This is a genomic window from Paenibacillus sp. FSL W8-0426 (assembly GCF_037969725.1).
Classification (GTDB): domain Bacteria; phylum Bacillota; class Bacilli; order Paenibacillales; family Paenibacillaceae; genus Paenibacillus; species Paenibacillus hubeiensis.
On sequence record NZ_CP150203.1, the window covers coordinates 3,906,390 to 3,927,637 of the forward strand.

18 protein-coding genes are annotated in these 21,248 nt (G+C 45.8%); 4 read left to right on the forward strand and 14 right to left on the reverse strand.

Features of this window, described 5'->3' with window-relative positions; all coding sequences use genetic code 11:
- Positions 1–10: 10 nt before the first annotated feature.
- From MKY59_RS17395 to MKY59_RS17415, 5 genes are all read right to left on the reverse strand, one after another.
- On the reverse strand, positions 11–892 hold the full coding sequence (locus MKY59_RS17395; RefSeq protein WP_339272689.1) for a carbohydrate ABC transporter permease: 882 nt from the start codon (positions 890–892) through the stop codon (positions 11–13).
- On the reverse strand, positions 892–1,869 hold the full coding sequence (locus tag MKY59_RS17400) for a sugar ABC transporter permease (protein WP_236412410.1): 978 nt from the start codon (positions 1,867–1,869) through the stop codon (positions 892–894). Before MKY59_RS17400 ends, MKY59_RS17395 begins: the two co-directional genes overlap by 1 nt.
- A 46-nt stretch (positions 1,870–1,915) precedes the next feature.
- A complete protein-coding gene (locus tag MKY59_RS17405; protein ID WP_236412409.1) occupies positions 1,916–3,307 on the reverse strand; it encodes an extracellular solute-binding protein in 1,392 nt (463 codons plus the stop codon).
- Positions 3,308–3,705: 398 nt separating this feature from the next.
- Positions 3,706–6,168: a hypothetical protein gene (locus tag MKY59_RS17410; protein ID WP_339272691.1), complete on the reverse strand. Its 2,463-nt coding sequence runs from the start codon at positions 6,166–6,168 to the stop codon at positions 3,706–3,708.
- Positions 6,169–6,340: 172 nt separating this feature from the next.
- Entirely contained in the window at positions 6,341–7,378 is a 1,038-nt protein-coding gene (locus tag MKY59_RS17415) for a LacI family DNA-binding transcriptional regulator (protein ID WP_339272693.1), read from the reverse strand.
- A gap of 308 nt (positions 7,379–7,686) precedes the next feature.
- On the opposite strand from MKY59_RS17415, the gene MKY59_RS17420 reads away from it, so the two are divergent.
- Entirely contained in the window at positions 7,687–8,667 is a 981-nt protein-coding gene (locus tag MKY59_RS17420) for a hypothetical protein (protein WP_339272695.1), read from the forward strand.
- Between the two features lie 194 nt (positions 8,668–8,861).
- On the opposite strand, the gene MKY59_RS17425 is transcribed toward MKY59_RS17420, so the two are convergent.
- A complete protein-coding gene (locus MKY59_RS17425; RefSeq protein ID WP_339272697.1) occupies positions 8,862–9,266 on the reverse strand; it encodes a hypothetical protein in 405 nt (134 codons plus the stop codon).
- Between the two features lie 1,066 nt (positions 9,267–10,332).
- Here MKY59_RS17425 and MKY59_RS17430 point away from each other — a divergent pair.
- Positions 10,333–11,694, forward strand: a complete 1,362-nt coding sequence (locus MKY59_RS17430; RefSeq protein WP_339278429.1) for an alkaline phosphatase — start codon at positions 10,333–10,335, stop codon at positions 11,692–11,694.
- A gap of 119 nt (positions 11,695–11,813) precedes the next feature.
- On the opposite strand, the gene MKY59_RS17435 is transcribed toward MKY59_RS17430, so the two are convergent.
- The 8 genes from MKY59_RS17435 to MKY59_RS17470 all read right to left on the reverse strand — a co-directional run bounded on the left by MKY59_RS17435 (position 11,814) and on the right by MKY59_RS17470 (position 18,669).
- Positions 11,814–12,653, reverse strand: coding sequence for an alpha/beta hydrolase (locus MKY59_RS17435; RefSeq protein ID WP_339272699.1), 840 nt, complete (start codon positions 12,651–12,653; stop codon positions 11,814–11,816).
- A 187-nt stretch (positions 12,654–12,840) separates the two neighbouring features.
- A complete protein-coding gene (locus tag MKY59_RS17440; protein ID WP_236412400.1) occupies positions 12,841–13,182 on the reverse strand; it encodes a DUF1801 domain-containing protein in 342 nt (113 codons plus the stop codon).
- A 43-nt stretch (positions 13,183–13,225) separates the two neighbouring features.
- A complete protein-coding gene (locus MKY59_RS17445) occupies positions 13,226–14,539 on the reverse strand; it encodes an RNA polymerase sigma factor (RefSeq protein ID WP_339272701.1) in 1,314 nt (437 codons plus the stop codon).
- Positions 14,539–14,973, reverse strand: coding sequence for a YciI family protein (locus MKY59_RS17450; RefSeq protein ID WP_236412398.1), 435 nt, complete (start codon positions 14,971–14,973; stop codon positions 14,539–14,541). Before MKY59_RS17450 ends, MKY59_RS17445 begins: the two co-directional genes overlap by 1 nt.
- 418 nt (positions 14,974–15,391) lie before the next feature.
- Complete coding sequence (locus MKY59_RS17455; RefSeq protein ID WP_339272703.1) at positions 15,392–16,522, reverse strand: hypothetical protein; 1,131 nt, start codon at positions 16,520–16,522, stop codon at positions 15,392–15,394.
- Positions 16,519–17,205 (reverse strand): hypothetical protein, encoded by a 687-nt coding sequence (locus MKY59_RS17460; RefSeq protein ID WP_339272706.1) that lies wholly within the window; start codon positions 17,203–17,205, stop codon positions 16,519–16,521. Before MKY59_RS17460 ends, MKY59_RS17455 begins: the two co-directional genes overlap by 4 nt.
- Before the next feature lie 3 nt (positions 17,206–17,208).
- Positions 17,209–18,069, reverse strand: coding sequence for an ATP-binding cassette domain-containing protein (locus MKY59_RS17465; protein ID WP_339272708.1), 861 nt, complete (start codon positions 18,067–18,069; stop codon positions 17,209–17,211).
- 174 nt (positions 18,070–18,243) lie between these two features.
- Complete coding sequence (locus MKY59_RS17470; protein ID WP_339272710.1) at positions 18,244–18,669, reverse strand: hypothetical protein; 426 nt, start codon at positions 18,667–18,669, stop codon at positions 18,244–18,246.
- A gap of 281 nt (positions 18,670–18,950) precedes the next feature.
- Between MKY59_RS17470 and MKY59_RS17475 the strand changes: the two genes are divergently transcribed.
- Both MKY59_RS17475 and MKY59_RS17480 read left to right on the forward strand, forming a co-directional pair.
- The gene (locus MKY59_RS17475) at positions 18,951–20,399 is read left to right on the forward strand and encodes an alpha/beta fold hydrolase (RefSeq protein ID WP_339272712.1); all 1,449 of its coding nucleotides are present in this window, start codon (positions 18,951–18,953) and stop codon (positions 20,397–20,399) included.
- Between the two features lie 199 nt (positions 20,400–20,598).
- Positions 20,599–21,237, forward strand: a complete 639-nt coding sequence (locus MKY59_RS17480; RefSeq protein ID WP_339272714.1) for a hypothetical protein — start codon at positions 20,599–20,601, stop codon at positions 21,235–21,237.
- Positions 21,238–21,248: the final 11 nt, after the last annotated feature.

Sequence of the window (21,248 nt, forward strand, 5' to 3'; positions counted from 1 at the left end):
CTCCTCCTTATTAACCTTTAATTCCCGTCAACGTAATGCCTTCTACGAAATATTTGTTGCCGATCAGGAAAAACACCAGGCAGGGAAGCGTTACGATCAGTGCAAGCGCCATGACCTGCTCATAGTTCGGAATACGCATTCCGTTCACCATGTACAAGCCCATAGGCAAGGTATAATCGGCCTCTGTTTTCAGATAAATCATCGTATAGAAAAATTCGTTCCAGCAGTTGATGAAACTGAACAGCGCAACCACGATCATTGCAGGGCGAATGAGAGGCAGCATGATCCGGTAGTAGATGCGGAAATAACCCGCGCCGTCGATTTTGGCCGCCTCGCTCAGCTCAGCAGGAATCGTCATAAAAAATTGTCTTAGCAGGAAAACGAAATATGCATTGCCGCCTGCGCAAAAAAAAGCCGGAATAATCAGCGCTGGTTTGCCCGCAAGCCCAAGCGACGTATATAACGAAAACTGCGGCAGCAATGTAACCGCGCTAGGCAGCATCATGCTGCTGATGACGAGTACAAACCAGGTGCCGCGCATCGGGAAACGCAGTTTGGCAAACGCGTAAGCGGCAAAGCTGGTGGTAATAACGGTGCCAATGACATAAGGAACGACGATGGAAACCGAATTCCACAGCTGCCGCCAGAACTGAATCCGTTCAAGCCCCAGCCTGAAGTTATCCAATCCGAGCTCCTTCGGAAAAAATACGGGCGGCCTGGCCAAAATTTCCGAATGGCTGACCATTGCGCCGCGTAACAGCCAGTACAACGGAAAAGCAAAAATCAACGCAAGCAGGCAGGACAGCAAAATCAACCCGATATGAAACACTTTTCTTCGGTTTTTCGCCTGCTTGATGCTTGTGTATTTCATCGCTGCAGGTACCGTCGCCATTATCTCACCCACTTTCGTTTGCCCATGGCATCATCACGTTTCAGCGCGCCTTGAAAGTAAAACAACACGCCTGTAATGACCAAGGTGATCAGGAATACGATCCACGCTTCGGCTGATGCCAATCCGCGCATGCCCACTTGCACAAAGGAGTGGTCGTAGATCATGACGTTGATAAAGTACGTCATCCGATCGGGCGCACCGTTTCTCGACAGCACCACGCTCTGGGTGTAAATTTGGATCGACGTCATCATACACATGATGAGTTGAAAGAAGAGGACCGGTTTAATCGTAGGGTAAGTCACCTTAAGAAACTTGTGCCAGGCGTTGCCTCCGTCCATCTCTACGGCCTCCAGCAGTTCTCCGGGTACGTCCTGCAGCGTGGCAATAAATACAACGATCGTCCCGCCGCATGTCCACAGGCTCATGATAAACAAAGTGTAGAAAATCCGCAGCGGATCGTTGAGAAAATCCAAAGGCGCGATACCCAACTGCAGTAAAATCCAGTTAACCAGTCCGCCTTTGGCCTGATTTTGCAGCAGCATCTGCCATACGATCGTTGTCGCCAGCATCGGCACGACCGATGGCAGGAAGAAGATGGCCCGCAGCAAATTTCTCCCGATAAACTTGCGGTTTAGCAGCAGGGCAACGATCAGGCAAAACACGATAACAAGCGCCACGTTGACAAAGGCGTAAACGAGCGTAACCGTAATCGACTTTTTGAATTCGGAGCTGGGGTTGCTGAAAATATACCTGAAGTTGTCCAGCCCGATCCATTCCATGACTTGGCTGCCGCCCATCATCGTAATTTTGTGAAAACTGTAATATAAACTGGCGAGCATCGGGTACATCGTCAGCACCAAAAATCCGATAATGGCAGGAGCGGCGAAGAGATATCCGGCAAAGGCCTCTTTGGTGGCACCTTTGGCAAATCTTCTGGCAGGGATGGATTCCGAACCGATTTTGCGTTCTGGATTCATAAGCATAGCCTCTCTTTTCAAATTCAAACTTCAGACATTCCCGGCGTTAAGATACCTTGCCGCTTTCCCACAGCGACTTAATGGCCGGCATAATCGCATCGTAAATCTCCTGAACGCTTTTCTGGCCGGATAACGCCTGGTCGATCGATTTTTCGTATTCCGTGTTCATTTTCAGGTAAGCCGGAACGTAGTACGCGGGCCATTGCACGATGGCATCCTTGGTCGTGGCGTAGCTGAGAATCGTTTCCTTTGCGCTTGCCGGCAGATCAGCCGTCCATTTGTCGATCAGAGCAGGGTCCGTGTACCAGTCCGCCTGATTCGGCAGCCATGCGCCGCTTTTCAGCAAGTCCAGGCTATTTTCCGGGTTGACCATATAAGCATAGAATTTTTTGGCTTCTTCGATATGTTTGGAGGTATTGTACACAACCAGCGGGGCACCGGCATTCATCGTTACCGCTTTCTCCATTTTCGGAAGCACGCCTACGCCGATATCTTCATTGCCCTTGATGTTTGCCAAATCCCATGATCCGCTGACGGCCATGGCATATCCTCCGCTTAACGCATCCACGGCCGAGCCGATTCCGGAACTCCAGGTATAGCTGAAAGCAGAAGCAACCTTGTCCTTGTTCACGAGATCAGCCAGCTTCTGAATGCCTTCCGCCGTTTTGGGTGAATCCCACTGGAACTCTTTCCCATCCGGCGATACGATGCCCCCTCCATTCGCGTTCGCTGCCCAGAAATGGTGAAATTCACGCCCTGCGGTAAAACCAAGCCCGTAGTTTTCGGTCATGGCCGCGTCGAAACCGGCATCGGCGGCCGTCTTACCACTTGAATCCTTGGTCAGCTTCTTGGCATTGGCGACAAACGTATCCCAATCCCATGCGTCTTCAACCTTGGTAGGCGGATAAGGGACGCCGGCTTCATCAAACTTCGATTTGCTGTAGAACAGCAGCTCCATCTGGTTGGACAATCCGACGCCGATTACTTTCTGTTCCGGAGAATGGATGGTGATTGCGGGAAGTTTCTCCGGAATGCTTCCGTCTGCAAGCAGGTCGGAAATGTCCTCCAATATGCCCATCTCATTATACTTTTGAATGTCCGCTTCCCCCATGTAACTGATGTCCGGCAGTTCGCCGGATTGCATTCTCGTTTGGATGAAGGTGTCGAATGTGCCGTCCGCGGGCAATACCTGCGCATTGATCTTCACCCCGGTGTCCGCCGTGTATTTCTCTGCAGCAGATTCCACCAGTTGCTTCTGTACATCATCCCCCCAATACAGCAGCTCTAGGGTAATGCCAGTGGCGGACGTGTCACCGCTGCCTGATGTCGCATTATTGGCACTGCCGGACGTGTCCGAATTGCCGGAACAGCCTGCCAGCGTGGAGAAGGCCAAGGTTAATGCGAGAGACAGAACCAACTTGCGCTTACCAAACCTCATGATTGTTTCCTCCCTTTTTCAAAGCTATTTATTTCAAGCCAAACGAATTTAATCGTTTAACTTAAAAACAATGGTCAATTAATATCCGAGTGATTATTACATGGCTAAACGTTGGCGGACCTGTACTTTCCCTGTTATATAGATTGAACCGGAAATTTACACGATAACGAAGAGGGCAGAAAGAATCTGGAGAAGCGAAGCGGTCTAAAAGCTTTCTGAAAGAAAGCTGCTTCGGAAGCATAGGCTGATCACCGGATTTTCTCCCTTGAAAAAGGAGATCAAAGAAATCTGGGGATAACAGCGATCGGAAGATGGTTCTGACCGCGTAGTGTCTCTGTGTAAAAATCATTGGTTCAACCTATATAGACCGAAAGGACGAAGCCATGCTGGAGGACCGGTCATAAGCAGGCGCAGAACTTTCCTTGTTCCAGGCGAATGCTCTGCAGCAACGTTCCCTGTGGAGCCCGAAACTCCAAGCGTTCTTCACGGAACACGTATCTGGACGGATATGCCGCATAACTTGTCACGGTCCACCCGTCATGCTCTTCAGTCAAGAATCCGTTGACGCACCTTAATGTGCCGTTTCCATCCCGATAGAGATACGTCGTAGTTCCAAACCCGAGCAAATAAGCCGCTAACTCTTCGCCCATATCCCAGTCATCCCCCGAAACGTCGGAGAACAAAGCGGCAAACAGCGGATCGTCTGCTCCCACAAACACCGATTGTCCGAATCGATTGCGCGACAGCTCCGGCATGTTCAAATTGGGTGCAGCCACACTATACGTCGATGCGGCTTCACCCGGCTTCAGCCGTCGCGGCGTGGATCTTACATTCCAGTCATAACAATGAAAGATCGCCATGGTTGAGCGGTAAGCGGCTTCCAGATATTCAGGATCGCCCAGATGTTCATAGGCAGCCAATGCCGATGACGCCGCAAGTCCGCCCCACAAGGAATGAATCATCGGGGACAACGCTTCCCACCAGCGGTCCGGATTCTGCAGCCGATAGTCGTTGCTGAACCCGATATTGGCCAGAATAAGCTGGCCATATTGTGCAGCTTCGTCGGTTAGCCCAAGGAAACATAACGCCATGCACGTCGGGCCAAATCCGGCATTATCGTAAAAGTGCTCCGTGACCGCCCCGCCATAGTGCCGAACGCCGATTTCCATGTCCCGACCGAAGCGATCCCACAGCTGTCGCAGCCGTTCGTGCAATTCACCATATCCCTTGTCTTCCAACTCCTGCAGCAGTTCTCGTATGTAAAGAATGAATACACCATTTAGACGCGACTCGTCCTTCTCCCGCTGACCGGGATGGCAATCCGGATCAAGCCGCATGCACATCACTTCGGCGGCCCATTGCAAATATTCGGAAGGAGAATGCAGATGGAGCAGCCCTGCTTCCATCCGCGATAACAGATAAAAGACGTGCGCAATATAATCGAAATCATACATGCGGTAAAAGCTGCCGTACAATGGTCGCGGCCGGGACAAATCGCCGTCCATGAACCAGTGTACCTTCATATCCAGCACCGCCGCCGCTTCCGCCTTCGCCACCTGCTCGGGAACAGGCGTAGTCATCCTATTTTTCATCAGCAAAAATGCCAATTTGCCCAGCGATTCCCCCTGGTTGGACAACGGACGGAACGCGTGGGGTCGAAGGGCGGTCTCCGCTCCTTCATAGCTGTTGGCCGCCAGCCATTCTGCCCGCTTTTCGAGCAATGCATGGACCGGTTCAAGCACATTCCAAACCAGCACATCACGTCGTCCGTCCCGGAGCACCAATTCCAGCTTGCGTTCCCCCGGCTCGTCAGCAGGCAGGATGACTATGAACTCCCGTTCAATGCCGTGATTGTTGTTACGGCCGAAAGCCTGGTCTGTAGACGTTGGCTTTTCCGAAGGGATCACGCGTGTCGTGATTTCCTGCTCCACGATGTCACTCGTGGTTCGAAGCGCACTATATAGCTTTAACGTGCCTATTTCCAGCCCTGCTGGCAGACTGAACGAGGCCTTGAATTGACCTCCTTCAGGCACTACGGGTGTATAGCTCCATCGCGGATGTCCAAGGGTTTCGCCTTGACGATAGAAATCCGCCTCGTTTTGGAATGACACAAACGCGTACTCCCAGCTTTCCGTTTGTCCAGGCGTTAACACCAAAGGATTGTAAGCGTCTCCATATATCCAATCGGCAGCTGCCGATTCCTTCAATGAAGTGCCATCCTCCACCAAAGAGAGCCTGTGGTACAACAACCCGTCCAAAGATGGCGAAACCTGTTCGAGAAAGCGATTGCAATATCGGCAATGAGAACCCATGACTGACGTCGTTCCTCTGAGTGTGTAAATTCCCAAATGAGGTCCTTCGTTGCTTCGCCGCACGGCGGCAAATTTGGCGAAGCTCCCGCCGAGATGCGTAAATACGGCACAGGATTCATGCATGTTGCGATACACATCCTGCGTTCGAAACATGATGTAGGCGAGAGAAAACCAAACATGCAGCCCTTGAACTTCAATACTCTCATCCGATTCATTCGTCAGATCAATCCCCCAACGCAGCCGATCCTCTTCGAGCGAATATGATAACAAGATTTTGACCGGTAAATCTCTGAACTCCACGGTAGCATATTGCGAATTATGTTTCGTTACCTTAGGCACAAACGCCGAACTTTGGACGTCCCTCCCGTTCAACCGCAAGCTCCATTCCCCAAAAAGCTTGTCCTCATCCTCTTGAAATCCAACCTCTCGCAAATAACGAGGATCGACTACCCAATTCATCGTATGGGGATCATCTTTCATCACCAAGGAATGAACGGTTCCACGCTCTCCCAATTCGATCTTCAACCTATCATTGCTGAGAGTCGTCATTCAAATCACCCTTTCATCGATCAGAAATGAAGTTAAACGTTTAAATTATCTTCAATAAAGAGAAACGCCAATTCGTCTATGATATGACGCGATCGGTTTCTCAAGTACAATAGCGGAGTTTTCACCTGCGGTTTGCCCTATGTATTGAAACTATTCTGCTCCGATCCAGCCTTTACGCTTTCAAACTCCGAACGGAATCACGCTCGATCAAGCGGCATTCCGGCATGGCAAGGTCTTGAACGTCTTCCCCTTGAATTAGACGGTAGAGCGTTTCACTTGCCAAATATCCCATCTCATGAAGCGGCAAACTCATCGTTGTCAGGCGCGGGCTGAGATAATCGCTAAACTCCCTGTCATCAAAACCAACTACCGAAATGTCATCAGGAACGCTGACTCCCTTCTCCTTTGCAGCCTGAAGCACCCCGACGCCCATAACGTCGTTCATCGACAGAATGGCTGTCGGCGGATCGGGCATGTCCAGCAGCTCATTAGCCAACCGATAGCCTGAATCCCGTTCCCAATCCCCCATCTTAATCAAGGTCGGGTCAAACGGCAGTTCAAACTCGGTAACGGCTTTGTAATAACCGTTTAATCGCCGCCTGGAAGGAATCGAATCCATCAAACCGCTAATGATTGCGATGCGACTGTGACCTTGTTGAACCAGGTATGACATCGCTTCATAGGAAGCCTGCTCATCATTATACTGGATTGATATGTCGTCTTGTGTGTACCCGTAAGTATATACGATCGGTTTGCCCTCAACATTGATCAGCCCTGTCAAGTCACGAGTGTGCACGCCGATATAGATGATGCCGTCCACCTGTTTACCAAGCAGCTCGGATACGGCATTGGCTGCATACTTGCGGTACGCTTCGACATCGTGAAAATGACGGCCAATTCGCTTGTCGAGCCTAAGGTTGACGAGCAGAATATGAAGGTCGTGGCGGTCCCCGAAATCGTTAATGCCATCGATAATGTCCGGCGCATTAAATACGGTCACATCCTCCGCAATGACACCGATGGTGTTCGTTCGGTTGCGTTTGAGACTTTTAGCAATCTCGTTCGGTTTGTAATTCAAAGCTTCGATGGCCTCCATGACCCGTCTGCGCGTTTCCGGACGAACATTCCGAGTTCCGTTAAGCACATAGGAGACGGTGGCAATCGAAACATTTGCCCTAAGAGCGATGTCCTTTATGCTGGTTTTTCTCATAGGTCTCTCCTGTCTAAGCATACGAACCATCGTTCATCAGCTGTTTAAACGTTTAGATTTTTGAGTTGATAGGTGAATCTTACCTTACAATCTCCGATTTTGCAATCGTTATTTTGGATTTTAATTCCACGTTTTTTTCCCCTCACTAGCATGAGTTAAAATATTGTTGTGCAACTTATAAAACAAAAAAAGAGTGCATAGCCGATCATAATGTTCAGTAAAAAGAGTGTGGTTGGAGCATAATATTAACTTTTAAGCAGCGTGTTCCGAACTTACAAAAAATATCAGATTAAGGAGTTATATTAACAATGAAACAAAAACTATATTCTTATTGTTTAAAAGGAGATATCAATAAAGCTTATGAATATCTCCTAAGCCTTGATCATAATACAGGTTTGGAAAAGCTTAAAAATAAATACGCCAACCGTTTTTTTGCTGAAAAACCAGTATTTCGATATAAAACAAAAGATGCATGGATTAGAAGTGTTATTAGAGCATATTACGAATACTTTAGATCCGTCTTAACCAATAGAAAACGCAAAGAGGAAGCAGAACAGATCTTAGCGGAATCCCTAATAGAGTTGTTACCAGGCGGATACGAAACTACAGATGACCTAAATTCTATTGAAGAAAAATTATCTAAAGCGTTTAACTCGAGAGGTTTTTACTTCCAAGGAGGAATTACCCCGCCCTTTAGGGGGCCATATATATGGAGAAAACAAGAGAAGGTCGAGTATGAAGTCACCCTTCCAGAGAAATCCAAAAAGGTTGATGTATATTTTATGTCCGATTTTATTATGCAGAGCTGGTTACATTTCGCTACCTTTGGAGGGAGAGCTGCAGGAGGATGGGCATCTGAAAATGCCTTATATTGTGTAAAAGACAGGTATGAAAAAGTAATAAATAAGCCCGATTTTTTATATTCATACCTTGCTCATGAAGCGCAGCATTTAGCGGATTATGAAGACTTCCCATGTCTTCTTCCTGTCGATCTGGAATATCGAGCCAAATTGGTAGAATTAATTTACCATCCTTTAAATAATAAAGTGTTAATGAAAAAGTTTTTATCCGATGCTGATCATAACAGAGAGAATCCTCATCCATATTCAAGCTATGTAATTTGTTCCAATTTGTCCAAGAAAATATATAATCAGGATTATGTGCCTGATCCTGAAAAATGGAGGAAAGTCGACTTTAACATACTTAGCAGCTCAGCTGAAGAGCTGTTTCATAAACACACCACATTATTAACCAATGAAGGTAAAGAAAACGTAGAGAGTGTTATTTAAAAATCACTTAAAAAGTCAGTTCCTTACGTACAGGAATTGACTTTTTAAGTTAAAGTCTAGCTTAGCAAAGCATGAGCCCGGTATAATACCGAGCTCGTGGCCTTGGTCTGACTTTCAAGTGGGTACTTTATTGCATCCGTTGGCTGCATTCTAGTTTTAGGAATACCTTTCTTCCATGTTCTCATAAGGTGTTCTTATTCTTCCTCGTTTTCGCAAAACACTTCAGTAAATAAATTCAATGGGAAAATAGTAGGCACTCTTCGGCCTGGCGTCTGAACAAACTCGACAAAGCCCCGTCCGACGCGAATTAATATTCCACTCAGTTCACCGATATCTTCCGCTGTAGCAGTCAATTCAAAAGGCTGCGTCCGTCTAACCCTTTCGTTGGTTACGATATAGAAGGAGGTTTGGATTGCGACTACCGTAGATCCAACGGTAAAAGAGGATTTAGTCACATTGGAGAGCTTGCCTGTCGTTTTTGTTAATTTCGGGAATCCGGGTTGGAACACCGTAACCGTCCGTCCTGCAAGCAACTGCAGGCGCTGAATCAATGTAATATTCTGCGGGGCCGGACAACCGTGAATATTGTTCTTTCGCATAATATCTCCTCCTAGTAAATCATAGCTTGATTCTATAAGTGTATGCCGTTCTTGTAATAACGCTTGGGTGAAGTCGACAGCGATTCAATCCTTCTTATCGTGTGTAATGGTTCTCTAAGCACACAATCACCTGAAGGAGATGATTCAAATGAACGAGCCGCATCGTACAGTAGAAGTAGAGCATAAGGATGTTCAGCACAAGTCTGATTCAAGTTTGGTCGCTTCCACGTTTATTAAATATGCCGCATATATCATTATCTTTTTTGGACTTCTCTACTTTCTGGTTAAATATGTATTCCCGAAATTCTAATCAACGCAGATCCGTGCCGACTCACGGGGCTGCTCACCTGCGAAGGGTACAGACTCTTCACTTTGGGCAGCTACGAGATAAAATGCTTTTTATAAAGTGCACTAATGTACATTTCAAAAATGGTATTGGGAATAACATACAGAAAAAGAAAAGAATCAGGATTTTTCCCGTTTGGGAAAGATCCTGATTCTTTATGACTGGCGAATTACGTTCATAGCTACTTAAACGAACTTAACACCTCAATGTTAGTGTTGAATTGCAATGTAATTTCATCCAGATTTGCTGTGACCACTTCGCCAGCTTTGGCGTAGAGCTCTCAAGCTTGGTTTGTGCGTATGAACTCGCTGGAACCATTACTCTCCGGGCTCCATATCTCAAATATGACCCATAACCCATCACGAATCCATCGACTCATCGAGCATGGCCTCAATACGGGACCCATCCTGTGATCCCCATTAAACCTTGATCCGCTCATCAGATATCCCCCCTGTTCCAGCAATCGGCGTACTACACCCGGAAAGAATCAAGATTACAGCAAGTAAAAACATGTAAAATACGGGTCTTTGCCTCCTCTTCCCTTCATTCAATGAGTTGATTCGATAAAATAGAGAACCTGGAATAGTTAATGTTTTGTTAATCTTTTACTCCTCGTGTACATATGGCTTGAATTTTTTTTACAATCGAATGCTAATCTTCATATTGTCAGACAAATGAATAAAGATTCATGCATTCATGTTTAATATAAAAGGAGGATTTATCGTGAAATTATCAAAAAAAGCACTCCCTGCAGTAGCACTTAGCATGGCCGTCGCTGCTTCTACAGTCTTGTCTGCCGGACAAGCCAATGCAGTACAAGCGATTAGTGTAGAGAAGAAAAAGGTCAAAAATATCATCTTCCTCATTGGTGACGGCATGGGAACTGCTTATACTTCCGCTTACCGTTATATGAAAGATGATCCTTCTACAAAGGTCATGGAGAAAACCGTATTTGATCCCTACCTTGTGGGAGCTCAAATGACGTATCCGGATGATGACACTCAGAACGTGACGGACTCCGCTTCCGCGGCAACCGCGATGTCTGCTGGCGTGAAGACCTATAATGCCGCCATTGCGGTCGATCATGACAAGACTGAAGTTAAAACGGTATTGGAGCAGGCCAAAGAAGACGGAAAATCCACCGGGCTTGTTGCTACCTCGGAGATTACCCATGCTACACCGGCTGCATTCGGTGCCCATGACATCAGCCGCAAGAACATGGATGCGATCGCAGATGATTACTATGATGAATTGATCAATGGAAAACACAAAGTGGATGTCCTGTTAGGTGGGGGAAAATCAAATTTTGTACGTAAGGATCGCGACCTGACGAAAGAGTTCCGGGAAGCCGGCTTTAGCTATGTGACAGACCGCAGCGCCCTGCTCGCAGATACCAATAAACAAGTTCTGGGCCTTTTTGCGGACGGAGGGCTGGACAAATATATCGATCGTACTAGCGAAACGCCTTCGTTGGCCGAGATGACAAATACGGCGATTGATCGTTTGAGCACAAACGAAAATGGATTTTTCCTCATGGTTGAAGGCAGCCAGATTGACTGGGCAGGCCATGATAATGACATTGTTGGCGCCATGAGCGAAATGGAGGATTTTGCTGCAGCATTCCAGGCAGCGATCGATTTTGCCAAAGAAGACGGCGAAACCCTTGTCGTTGCCACTGCCGACCATTCAACAGGCGGACTCACGCTCGGCAAAGACGGTGAATATAACTTCTTCGTGGACCCGATCAAAGCTGCGGTACGCACTCCAGATTTCATGGCAGCCCAGATTGCTGAAGGTGCTTCCGTAGAGGAAACGCTTAAAAGCTACCTCAAGCTTGAGCTGACGGCTGAAGAAATTCAATCGGTAAAAGATGCAGCTAAAGACGCCGATGTAACGAAGATCGACAATGCCATTGAAACGATTATCGATAACCGTTCGTTTACGGGATGGACAACAGGCGGACATACGGGAGAAGACGTGCCAGTCTATGCTTACGGTCCGGCAAGCCACCGCTTCTCCGGCCTGATCGATAATACGGATAATGCAGAAATCATTTTCGATATTTTGAAGAAGCATAAATAATCAAAGCTTTATCAGCAGTCCCTCTCTTTTTTCCGTCAGAAATTAGAGGGGGACTTTTGTATCATAAAAAAACATCAGAGGGGCGGAATATTGTCCATAAATAGACGTCTTAATCATCATTAGCGCTCTTGCACAGTACTAACCACATCACTGTCCTGATCAAAAAAGGCTTTTAACTCAGAAGCAATCCGTTTGGCATTAAGTTTTTTCGTATGGCCCAGTCCTTTCTTGCTTCGCAGCTCCGCATTCGGGAGTATGCTTGCAAGTGCCTGTGCCCCGCTGCGTAGTGCGGATGGACTTTCGATACCTTCCAATACTAAGGAGGGTTGGGTGATCTTTTTTCCAAAATGAGCGGGTAAAGACTTGCCAGACATATAACCTTGCATCAATTGAGCATCGTAAGGAAGAGTATGGGCAACAGACATCAGATTAGCCCACACGCCAGGCATCATACGCATCATGGATACAACAAAGGCAGGAGCGCCCATGCCTTGCGTCATAAAGTATTTAATGGCTTCTGCACGCTTTTCCTCCGCGATCAGCCGAGTCACTTGATCCAGAAAATCTACAGGAGGTGTGCGGTCAGACGCATTGACAATGAAGGGCGGCTCATGCAGGGCTAATTTAGTGATTTTCGCACCATTCTCGGCAGCTTTCATGGCCAGAACCGCCCCGGAAGATAAGCCCCAAACGTATGCTTTCCCACCGGCTTCTTCGATCAGGGCCTCCAGATCCTGAATCTCTCTCTCTATGGCGTAACGTTCTCCGTCCCCGCTGTCCCCTCTGCCCCGCCGATCGTAATTATACACCGTGAACTGATCGGACAATTCCTTGGCTAACTGTACCTGTCCAGGAAATTTGCGGTAGCTGAAAGCTCCTGCCACGAGAATAAGCGTCGGTCCTTGCCCGATTCTGTCGTATGCGATGTTGGTTCCGTCTCTGGAAATGATCGTATTCATGTTTGTTCTCCTTTAAGGTTGAGATATGTGGTTATTCCAATAAGCCATTTTTTGCATCTATACTTACATGACGAACACAACTTATGGAAATCGACATCGCTAGGAATTTTTTTATTTTCCCTTGTACCGTTATATCCATGGCAACAAAAAAGCCGCCAACCCCGTTGGCAGCTATTTAGTACAAAGTTCATTCCAACGTCGAGGCAGCCTGACTCAACAAGGAAGTTAACGATTCCTTGCTCCATTCTTGCCCCTTACGCAGTTTAATCGTTTTTCGTTCCGCGGGTCCATCGAAACCTTCAGGAAATGTCACAGCTGCGGCATTAAAGATGGTGAAACTCACTGCATCTTTCGAAGCGGAAATGACGGCAGCATATTTCCCGTTTTTCAGATAATGGGGTTTTTTATATTGCATCCGCTCCTGTACATCAGGAATGACGGAGCGTACAAGCTCCCGCAGTTCGTTACACAGCTGGCTTTGCCAAGGCTCTTTCAAGGATTGGATATATTCCGTAACTTCTTGGTTCATGGTCATATTCTCCTTTGCGCACACGTTATGTCGTTTTGATTATTTACAGGCCCATTTGATTTTTCAATTCGGTTTCCATCCCTTTCTCTGTTCCTTCCCCTTGGAAAGTCTGTTTGCATTTTGCCGCGCGCTTGAGCAGCAGTGCCCGTCCCTGATCGTTCTGTGCAAGCGAGGCTGCGAATTGAAACGACTGATAAGCCTCGTTGTTTCGTCCGAGCCTTTCAAGGAAATCCCCCTTCACGCTGGGCAACAAGTGATACTCCCGCAGCGCTTTTACCGTTTCCAATTGCTCCACAAGCTGAAGGCCAAATTCCGCGCCAAATGCCATACCGATGGCTACCGCTCGGTTTAACTCAACGACCGGCGAGGGAAGGACCCGCGACAACGCTTCGTACAATGCGGCAATTTTGATCCAGTCGGTGTCCTCGGCAGTACGGGCCTCAGCATGGCATGCGGAAATGGAAGCCTGCAACGCATAAGGACCAAGCGGTCGACCGAAAGATTTTGCTCGTTCAAGCGCTGCCAACCCTCGACGAATTAATAGATGGTCCCATAATCCCCGATTTTGGTCCTGCAAAAGGATCGGCTCCCCTGAGGAATGAACTCGGGCTCTAAAACGAGACGATTGGATTTCCATTAATGCCACCAAGCCATGAACTTCCGGCTCTTTCTTTACAAGCTCTGCCAAGATTCGTCCCATCCTCAGCGCTTCCTGACATAATAACGGACGTATCCAGGAACTCCCCGCAGTCGCGGCATATCCTTCATTGAATAAAAGATAGATCACTTCCATTACGGTTTCGAGACGCTCCTTGAGTTCGTTTCCTTCAGGGATCTGAAATTCCGCTCTGGCATCGCGCAATGTTCGCTTTGCACGCACGATCCGCTGGGCAATGGTCGGTTCGGCAGCGAACAGCGCATGAGCAATCTCATCTGTTGTCAATCCACAGAGCAAACGAAGGGTCAATGAGAGGCGAGCCTCGCGGGACAATATCGGATGGCACGTCATAAAGATCAAGCGCAAGAGATCATCCCCCACGGACCCATCCCATGCACTGTTCATCTCTTGTTCATCAAACATGTCGGAGCTGCGGCCGACCTCTTCATATTTTCGCTGCTGCACCTTGTTTCTTCGCATCATGTCGATGGCACGTCTTTTTGCCGCGGCCATCAGCCAAGCACCGGGATTGTCGGGAACGCCCACCTCCGGCCACTTTTGCAGCGCAATGAGCATTGCGTCTTGGGCCAGATCTTCGGCAAGGCTGATATCGCGCACCATTCGGGTTAATACGGCAATGATCTTCGGCGACTCCATTCGCCAGATCGCATCGACCTTGCGATGGACATGACTCTCCATTATGGCTGATTGCGTTGCTTCAGTTCTGCACTCAGTGCGTCATGGGCGGCTAACATCTTGGGATCATCCGTCAAATCCGTTCCTTCGAATACCTGTCTGAGCTCAATCTGTCCCTCTCCCAATCCGTGCGGGTCTGGCATTCTCAAGGCCCACTCGATCGCCTCTTCCCGAGATCTCACCTCAATCAGGGTATACCCAGCAATCACTTCTTTGGATTCGGTAAATGGACCATCCACAATCGTAGGCTTTCCTCCAGGCTCCGGATAAGAAATCCGAATGGCTCCAGAGCTTGGATGCAGTCCGTCTGCGGCCACCAACACCCCTGCTTTTGCCAACTCTTCATTAAACCGCATCATTGCTTCAAACAGTTCGGGGCTAGGCGGTTTCCCAGCCTCAGAATCCTTGGTTGCTTTGACAATCATCATAAACTTCATGTGGTAAGCTCCTCCTTTTTAATAGACGCTATGAGATCCAACCTTTCCGGCCTCTAAACAGGACGACGAACGCCAGAAACCAAAATCGACAAACTCTATTGAAAATTTCGAAAAAAATTGAAATCCGGTCCTAAAATACAAATTAGTCACCCGCATTTTACTTGAATTATTCTTCAAACAAGTTCTTTTTACCTTCATGTTTTGCAGTCACATGGCAAGGGTGAATACCGGAATCCACCTCTTTGCTTGTCGTTCATTTTAAAAGATTCCTTTATAGGACAAAAAAAGGCACCCGCCAGCCATTTGCGCTTGGGTGGTGCCCTGAAATTAAGAACACAGTATGTAGATGCTGATTGAACGGTTTTTTTGAATGTGCTCAATAGCAGTTGGGTGTTACCTTTACTCAAAATCATATCTCTTATTCGTAGGTTTCGCTAAGTCCCCTGCGTTGAAGTGAATCGAAAAAGTGATGTTTGTTTTTACGGATCAAACTCTCGGTTATTTGTTGTTCGATTTGATGGTCAATTCCCGAGAGTTCAAGCATGTCTCGAATGATATTATACCCATAATTGAACTCATAGAATTTATTTGAATAGGGTTCAATATATAGCGTCTTCTCTTCTAACTTCATAATATGCTCCAGTTGAGTACCTTTGGGGACTCGGCCTAATCGAGTGATGTTGATTCGAGTCATTTCCGGATTCATTTCATGTTCCTTCAACTCCTCAATAATATCAGAGACCACCTGACTATATCTTGTTGCTATACTTTGAGGGATACCTTTATATTGCACAACGATGTTATTCACTTGAACCTTTTGATAAGGTTCGTTTGCTAAATGTCTTTCATTCCATGTTTCTTTAATTGGGACTGCAATGTATATGACAAGGATCATCATGAGAATGAAAAGCAGCGTTCTTTTTTGCCGACGAGGCCAATCGACTCCTTTCCAAAAATAGATCCCCATCATCAGGATTCCAAGAAAAAATATCGAGAGCATATTCCTCATATCAGGGTAATCCGGATACATGAAATTCAGAGTTGGTGCAGCATACCGGATACTCTCCAGCTTATAACCATGCATTAAAGTGAGGAGCATGTACACAGATACACAGCATAGGATAGCCGTTTTGAATGATAATAAAGAAATTACAAACGCAAAGCTGATGGCGAAGTAAGATAATCCGAGAATAACAAACACCAGCAGATAAACGGGAGTGTCTTTAAAAATTTCGCGAACCGTGAAAAATAAGAGGGTTGAAGCTGGAAGGGTACATAAAAAACTAAACAACCATGACTGCAATGTTCTTCGTATAGGATTCCAGTTGGTAAGTCTTATTATATGAACCATATTGTAACGTCTAGGTGAATTCAATATAACCAGTGTCATGATTGACATGAACAGTCCATATAAAGGAATAGTAACAGGCAGTTCATCGATAAAGAATACAAATTTGCTCAAATATAAAATGAAAAGTCCCATGTAGAAAGCCCAGATCTGCTCACTGCGCCACAGGACCTTTAATTCTAAAAACCATAACCGTATCATGTGCGTGCAACCTGCTTTCTGAACAACATGGAGCTGATCAAAAGCATGAGCACTACCCATAAAACCAAGACGTACCGTTGAAGCATAAAATGCGGCTCTAGGATCATTTCCGATACATAATCTGGATTAAACCAGATCGCAAACATCGGTTGTTGGACATATTGAATACTGATCATCAGGTAAATAAAAACGAAAATGGTACTGTAAATCGTCCTCTTAAAAACAAGAGAGCACAGTCCAGTTAACGAGACAACAAAGGATACGGTTAAGATGATTTGCAAGAGTGTGACTAACCATAAGAGACTAGAACCTTGATTGGATAATGCAAACCAATAAATAGAATCAATCAGTATCAAGATCATGCTTATTCCGGCCCCAACAGCTGCAAGCTTAGAGATTAAATAATTGGAAGGGATAATTAGATAAAACAGGATCGTTTTCAGTTCGAAGTCTCTAAGTTTTCCGCCCCAAACAGCATTGACGAGAACAGGAACCAGAGGTGTCACAATAATCATTTGGAGCTGAAGCATGGAAAGCCAACGATTTTCAAAGCGGGTCTCTCCGCTCATTTGTGCCAGAACAAGCGGGATGATCGTTGTGAGCAAAAAAACAGTGATGAGCAGCAATCGATGTTTTAACAATGATTTAAACGAAAAATGAAGCTGTACCATAAATTCATGCAATGGTTATACCTTCTTTCTATTCGTATAAATATAGGCGTGCTCCAAAGTAGGCTCTACTAACAGGCTGCCTTCCAATGGGGTATCCGATATATAGCGAACATGTACACCACTTGCAGTGACCTGTGTTGAGATGATGAGTGCACCTTGCTCTTGAAGCTTCTCCGTCACATTCTCTCCGCTGTAAAGCCACACCTTTCCCTCCACCGATTTGATGAAAGCAGGGATATCTCCAAAATAGTTCACAATCCCTTGGTGCAGTACAAGAACCAAATCTGTTGTAAGTGCAATATCTTCGACAATATGGGTGGAAATAATAATAGATCGGTCTGTAGAAAGAGTGGTTAGCAGTTGTCTAAACGACACACGCTCATGAGGATCAAGTCCCACGGTGGGTTCATCAACCAAAAGTAACCTGGGGTTGCCAACGATGGCTTGGGCAATACCTAAGCGCTGCTTCATCCCTCCAGACAAAGCAATGAATTTTTTGTTCCTATGTACCAGCAAACCAACCTGCTCGAGCTTTTCTTCAATTTCTGTTATCCGCTGCTTGCCGTGAATATTTTTCAAACGACAAACATATTCAAGAATCTCCTGCACGGTTAAATGGGGAAAAAAATCAAATTTCTGTGGCAAGTAGCCAATCTGTTTTCGGATCGCACGTAAATCCTGACTGACATCCATGCCTTCATAGTCTACTTGACCTGTATGGGGAGCAATCAGCGTGGAGATGATTTCGAGCAATGTCGTTTTTCCAGCTCCATTTTCGCCTAACAAACCAAGTATCCCGGTGTTCATTTCAAAAGACACATTCTGAAGAATGGGCTTATCGTAATGTTTAGAAAGATTTTTAACGCTCAGTTTCATATCCTTCTCCTGCTACCTTATTATTTTTGACATCCTCTACCCTTAGTTCAATAATGAAGATAATCGTCTAATTATCCAGTCAATTCATTAAATCAACAGTAAAAAAAATCACTTACATTTCTTGTGTTCGACTAAAGTAGGTAGCACACGGCTCGGTTATGCTACAAATCAAACTCACTTTATCGCATTGAAAAGCTCTGCCATTCGGTCTGCCAATTCCGATTGCGGTTTCATGCGCTGATGATTCATATCGGTAGGCGTCATATAGAACACTTCGTTCCCCTGCTTAAACAGCGTAACATGGAACAAAACCCCTGCTGCATCTTCCTGATCCGGATCAAGGACGATGTTTATATGGCGCACCTTTTCAATCCATTTCTGAATGAGCGCTTGATCTGTAGTCGTTTTTTTGGTACCATCACTGCCACTCATGATTTCGATAGAATCAACCTGTGTCATATCGCCGGGAAAGAAGGTTTCTAATTCCTTTGGTTCTTTACTTGCTCCCGCCTGGTTAGGCGTATTAGAACTTTGGCAGCTGCTTAGAAACAAGGCCGTTAATAAAGCAAACATGAAGGTGAAAAACGAATATTTCTTCATCGTACGCCCCCCTTGATCTTCCAACGAAATTTACATTTAAAATGTTCCGCCGATGCTCCATCGTGTTCGCTTGATTTGACATCATTCCTTCAAATCGATAAGATATTCGTGTGTTACTATATAGTTTTATAAAAAACCAAATAGTTTCCAAGTAAGTCGCCGTCTATAGGGAGAAGAGCCTTTTCGGTTGAAAATTTTACAGAAAGAAGGGAACGTCCATGTACAAACCATACTTCAGGACTGTTGGGACTACAAATGAATTTACTGGGAGGATATAAACTTTGAGGTTATTCGACATCGTACTTGTATTGCTAATTTTCATTCTTGCAAATCTATTCATATGGAAACCACGTTTTTTTGAAATGCCCAGGCTTTTTGCAATTGCCTTGCTGTTCATCGCTACGATTTTACAATTCGCTTTGGATGGATACCGATGGCAGATGGTTCCTGCATACATAACAGTAATAGCTATGATTCTGTTTTTAAGTATAACTCGGAAAAAGAGGGAACGAACGGATCGCAGAAAGATCGGATGGAAAACATCGCTTTGGACGATCATGTCTCTTTTCCTATTAGGAATGATGGTCGCTCCTTCATTCCTGATGCCTGTGTTTACCTTTGAAAAACCGACCGGGCCTTATCAGGTTGGAACGACCGTATTGCATTGGACGGACTTGGACCGGAAGGAAGAAAACGCATCAGAACCCAACGCATATCGGGAACTGATGGTTCAGTTGTGGTATCCTGCGGACACCACGGAATCCAAACCGGTTGAACCCTATATCCTTCATGTGAAAGCTGTAACCAAGGGTCTTGAAAAAGCCCTTTCGTTTCCATCGTGGACACTTGATCACCTCAGCCTGATCGATTCGCACTCGTTTACGAATGCCTCCTTGTCCAATGACCAAAAGCAGTATCCTGTTTTGATTTTTTCTCATGGGCTGACCGGTTTTCGTAACCAAAATACCTTTCAGGTCGAAGAATTAGCCAGTCATGGTTATATTGTGGTTGGCATCGATCATGCATACGATGCAGCAGCGACCGTTTATCCCGACGGAAGAGAAATTTTGTTGAAGAAAAATAATTTGAGTGGTTTCAGTGAACTTGGAAGCCATATCACTCTCTGGGTTGATGACGTGACTTTTGTATTAGACCAGCTTGAACAACTGAACGCTCAACCGGAGTTTAAAGATCATATTGACCTGACACGTATCGGAATGTTTGGGCACTCTTACGGAGGCGCGACCGCAGCACAAATGCTCATGAAGGACTCACGTATCCGGGCAGCCATGAATATGGATGGCACGCTTTATGGCGATCCGCCTCCTGATGATGGTTTCGCGAAGCCTTATCTGCAAATGAACGGGGAACAGAGTATCGATCGAACCGTGTTCGAAAACTCATTGGACAAAGCCGTTGCCCAGAGCGGGAAATCAAAAGCATACTACGAGTCATTTTGGGAGGAATCGGCGGAACGCCGCAACCTTGCTTTGAAAAACGGAGGGTATACGATGACGATCCCAAAGACGTCCCATATGAGTTTTACGGATTTTCACCTCTTCTCCCCGCTGCTGTCAGCTAAAAAAGCCCAACCGCGCGAGGTTCATCAAATCATCAATGAAGTGAGTCTTGCTTTTTTTGACCAATATGTCAAGGGTACAGGCAAAACAGAGATGAGCGACCTCTCCGATAAGTATCCCCAAATCCATTTAGAACAGCCTAGTCGGTAGAGGACAGCCGGCTTAACTTCAACAAGCGTTTCTTATATGAGAAACGCTTGTTTCCTATAGCAGATCATGATAACCGGCCTTACCCACAATATCCACCTCTCCTATGACTCTCTTCAGAGTTTCTTTAGAAATCCCCTATGATATTCTTCAGGATTTATGATTATGATGGCTCTAATAAATGACGGAGTGATCGCCAATCATGAATGAAAATCGTTCAACAGCCTTTAGAATAACCAATATCTATGTAAAAATATTAATTTATCTGGGCAACCGTTTGTTGATTGCATTTTTCTTCACATGCTTTTCCTCTTATTATCTCACCTGTTATCTTGCCCATTTTTCATACTTAATGGAAGGCCCCACTCCTCATTTTATGGCAGCCAATCTCATTCCGATGTTTTTTATCGTACTGTTTGTAATAACATTCAGTTTATTGACACTACCCATTGCGAAAAGAATGATCGTATTGGAAAAGGCATTACTGATGTTTAATGGAGAGAATTTAAGTTATAGGATTCCTCATCTGGGGTTTCATGAATTGGACAACGTCGCAACTACCATCAATTCATTGATGGATCACCTGCAGCAGGAAACAAAGAAAGAACATGAAACGCAGCATTTCAATCAAAAGTTAATGGAGGATATCATATCGGAATTACGGCCAACGTTAAACAGTCTTATTCATGACATAACCCTCTTGAAAACTTCATCGTACAATAACCCGGACGACTACGGAAAACGGATTCAAGAAGCAATCACAAAAGCAGTGTACTTAAAGAAAAGAATTAACGAATTGTTGCGATTTGCACGTGATGTTTCTTCGGACGCTCATTCATAAACCGCATGGCC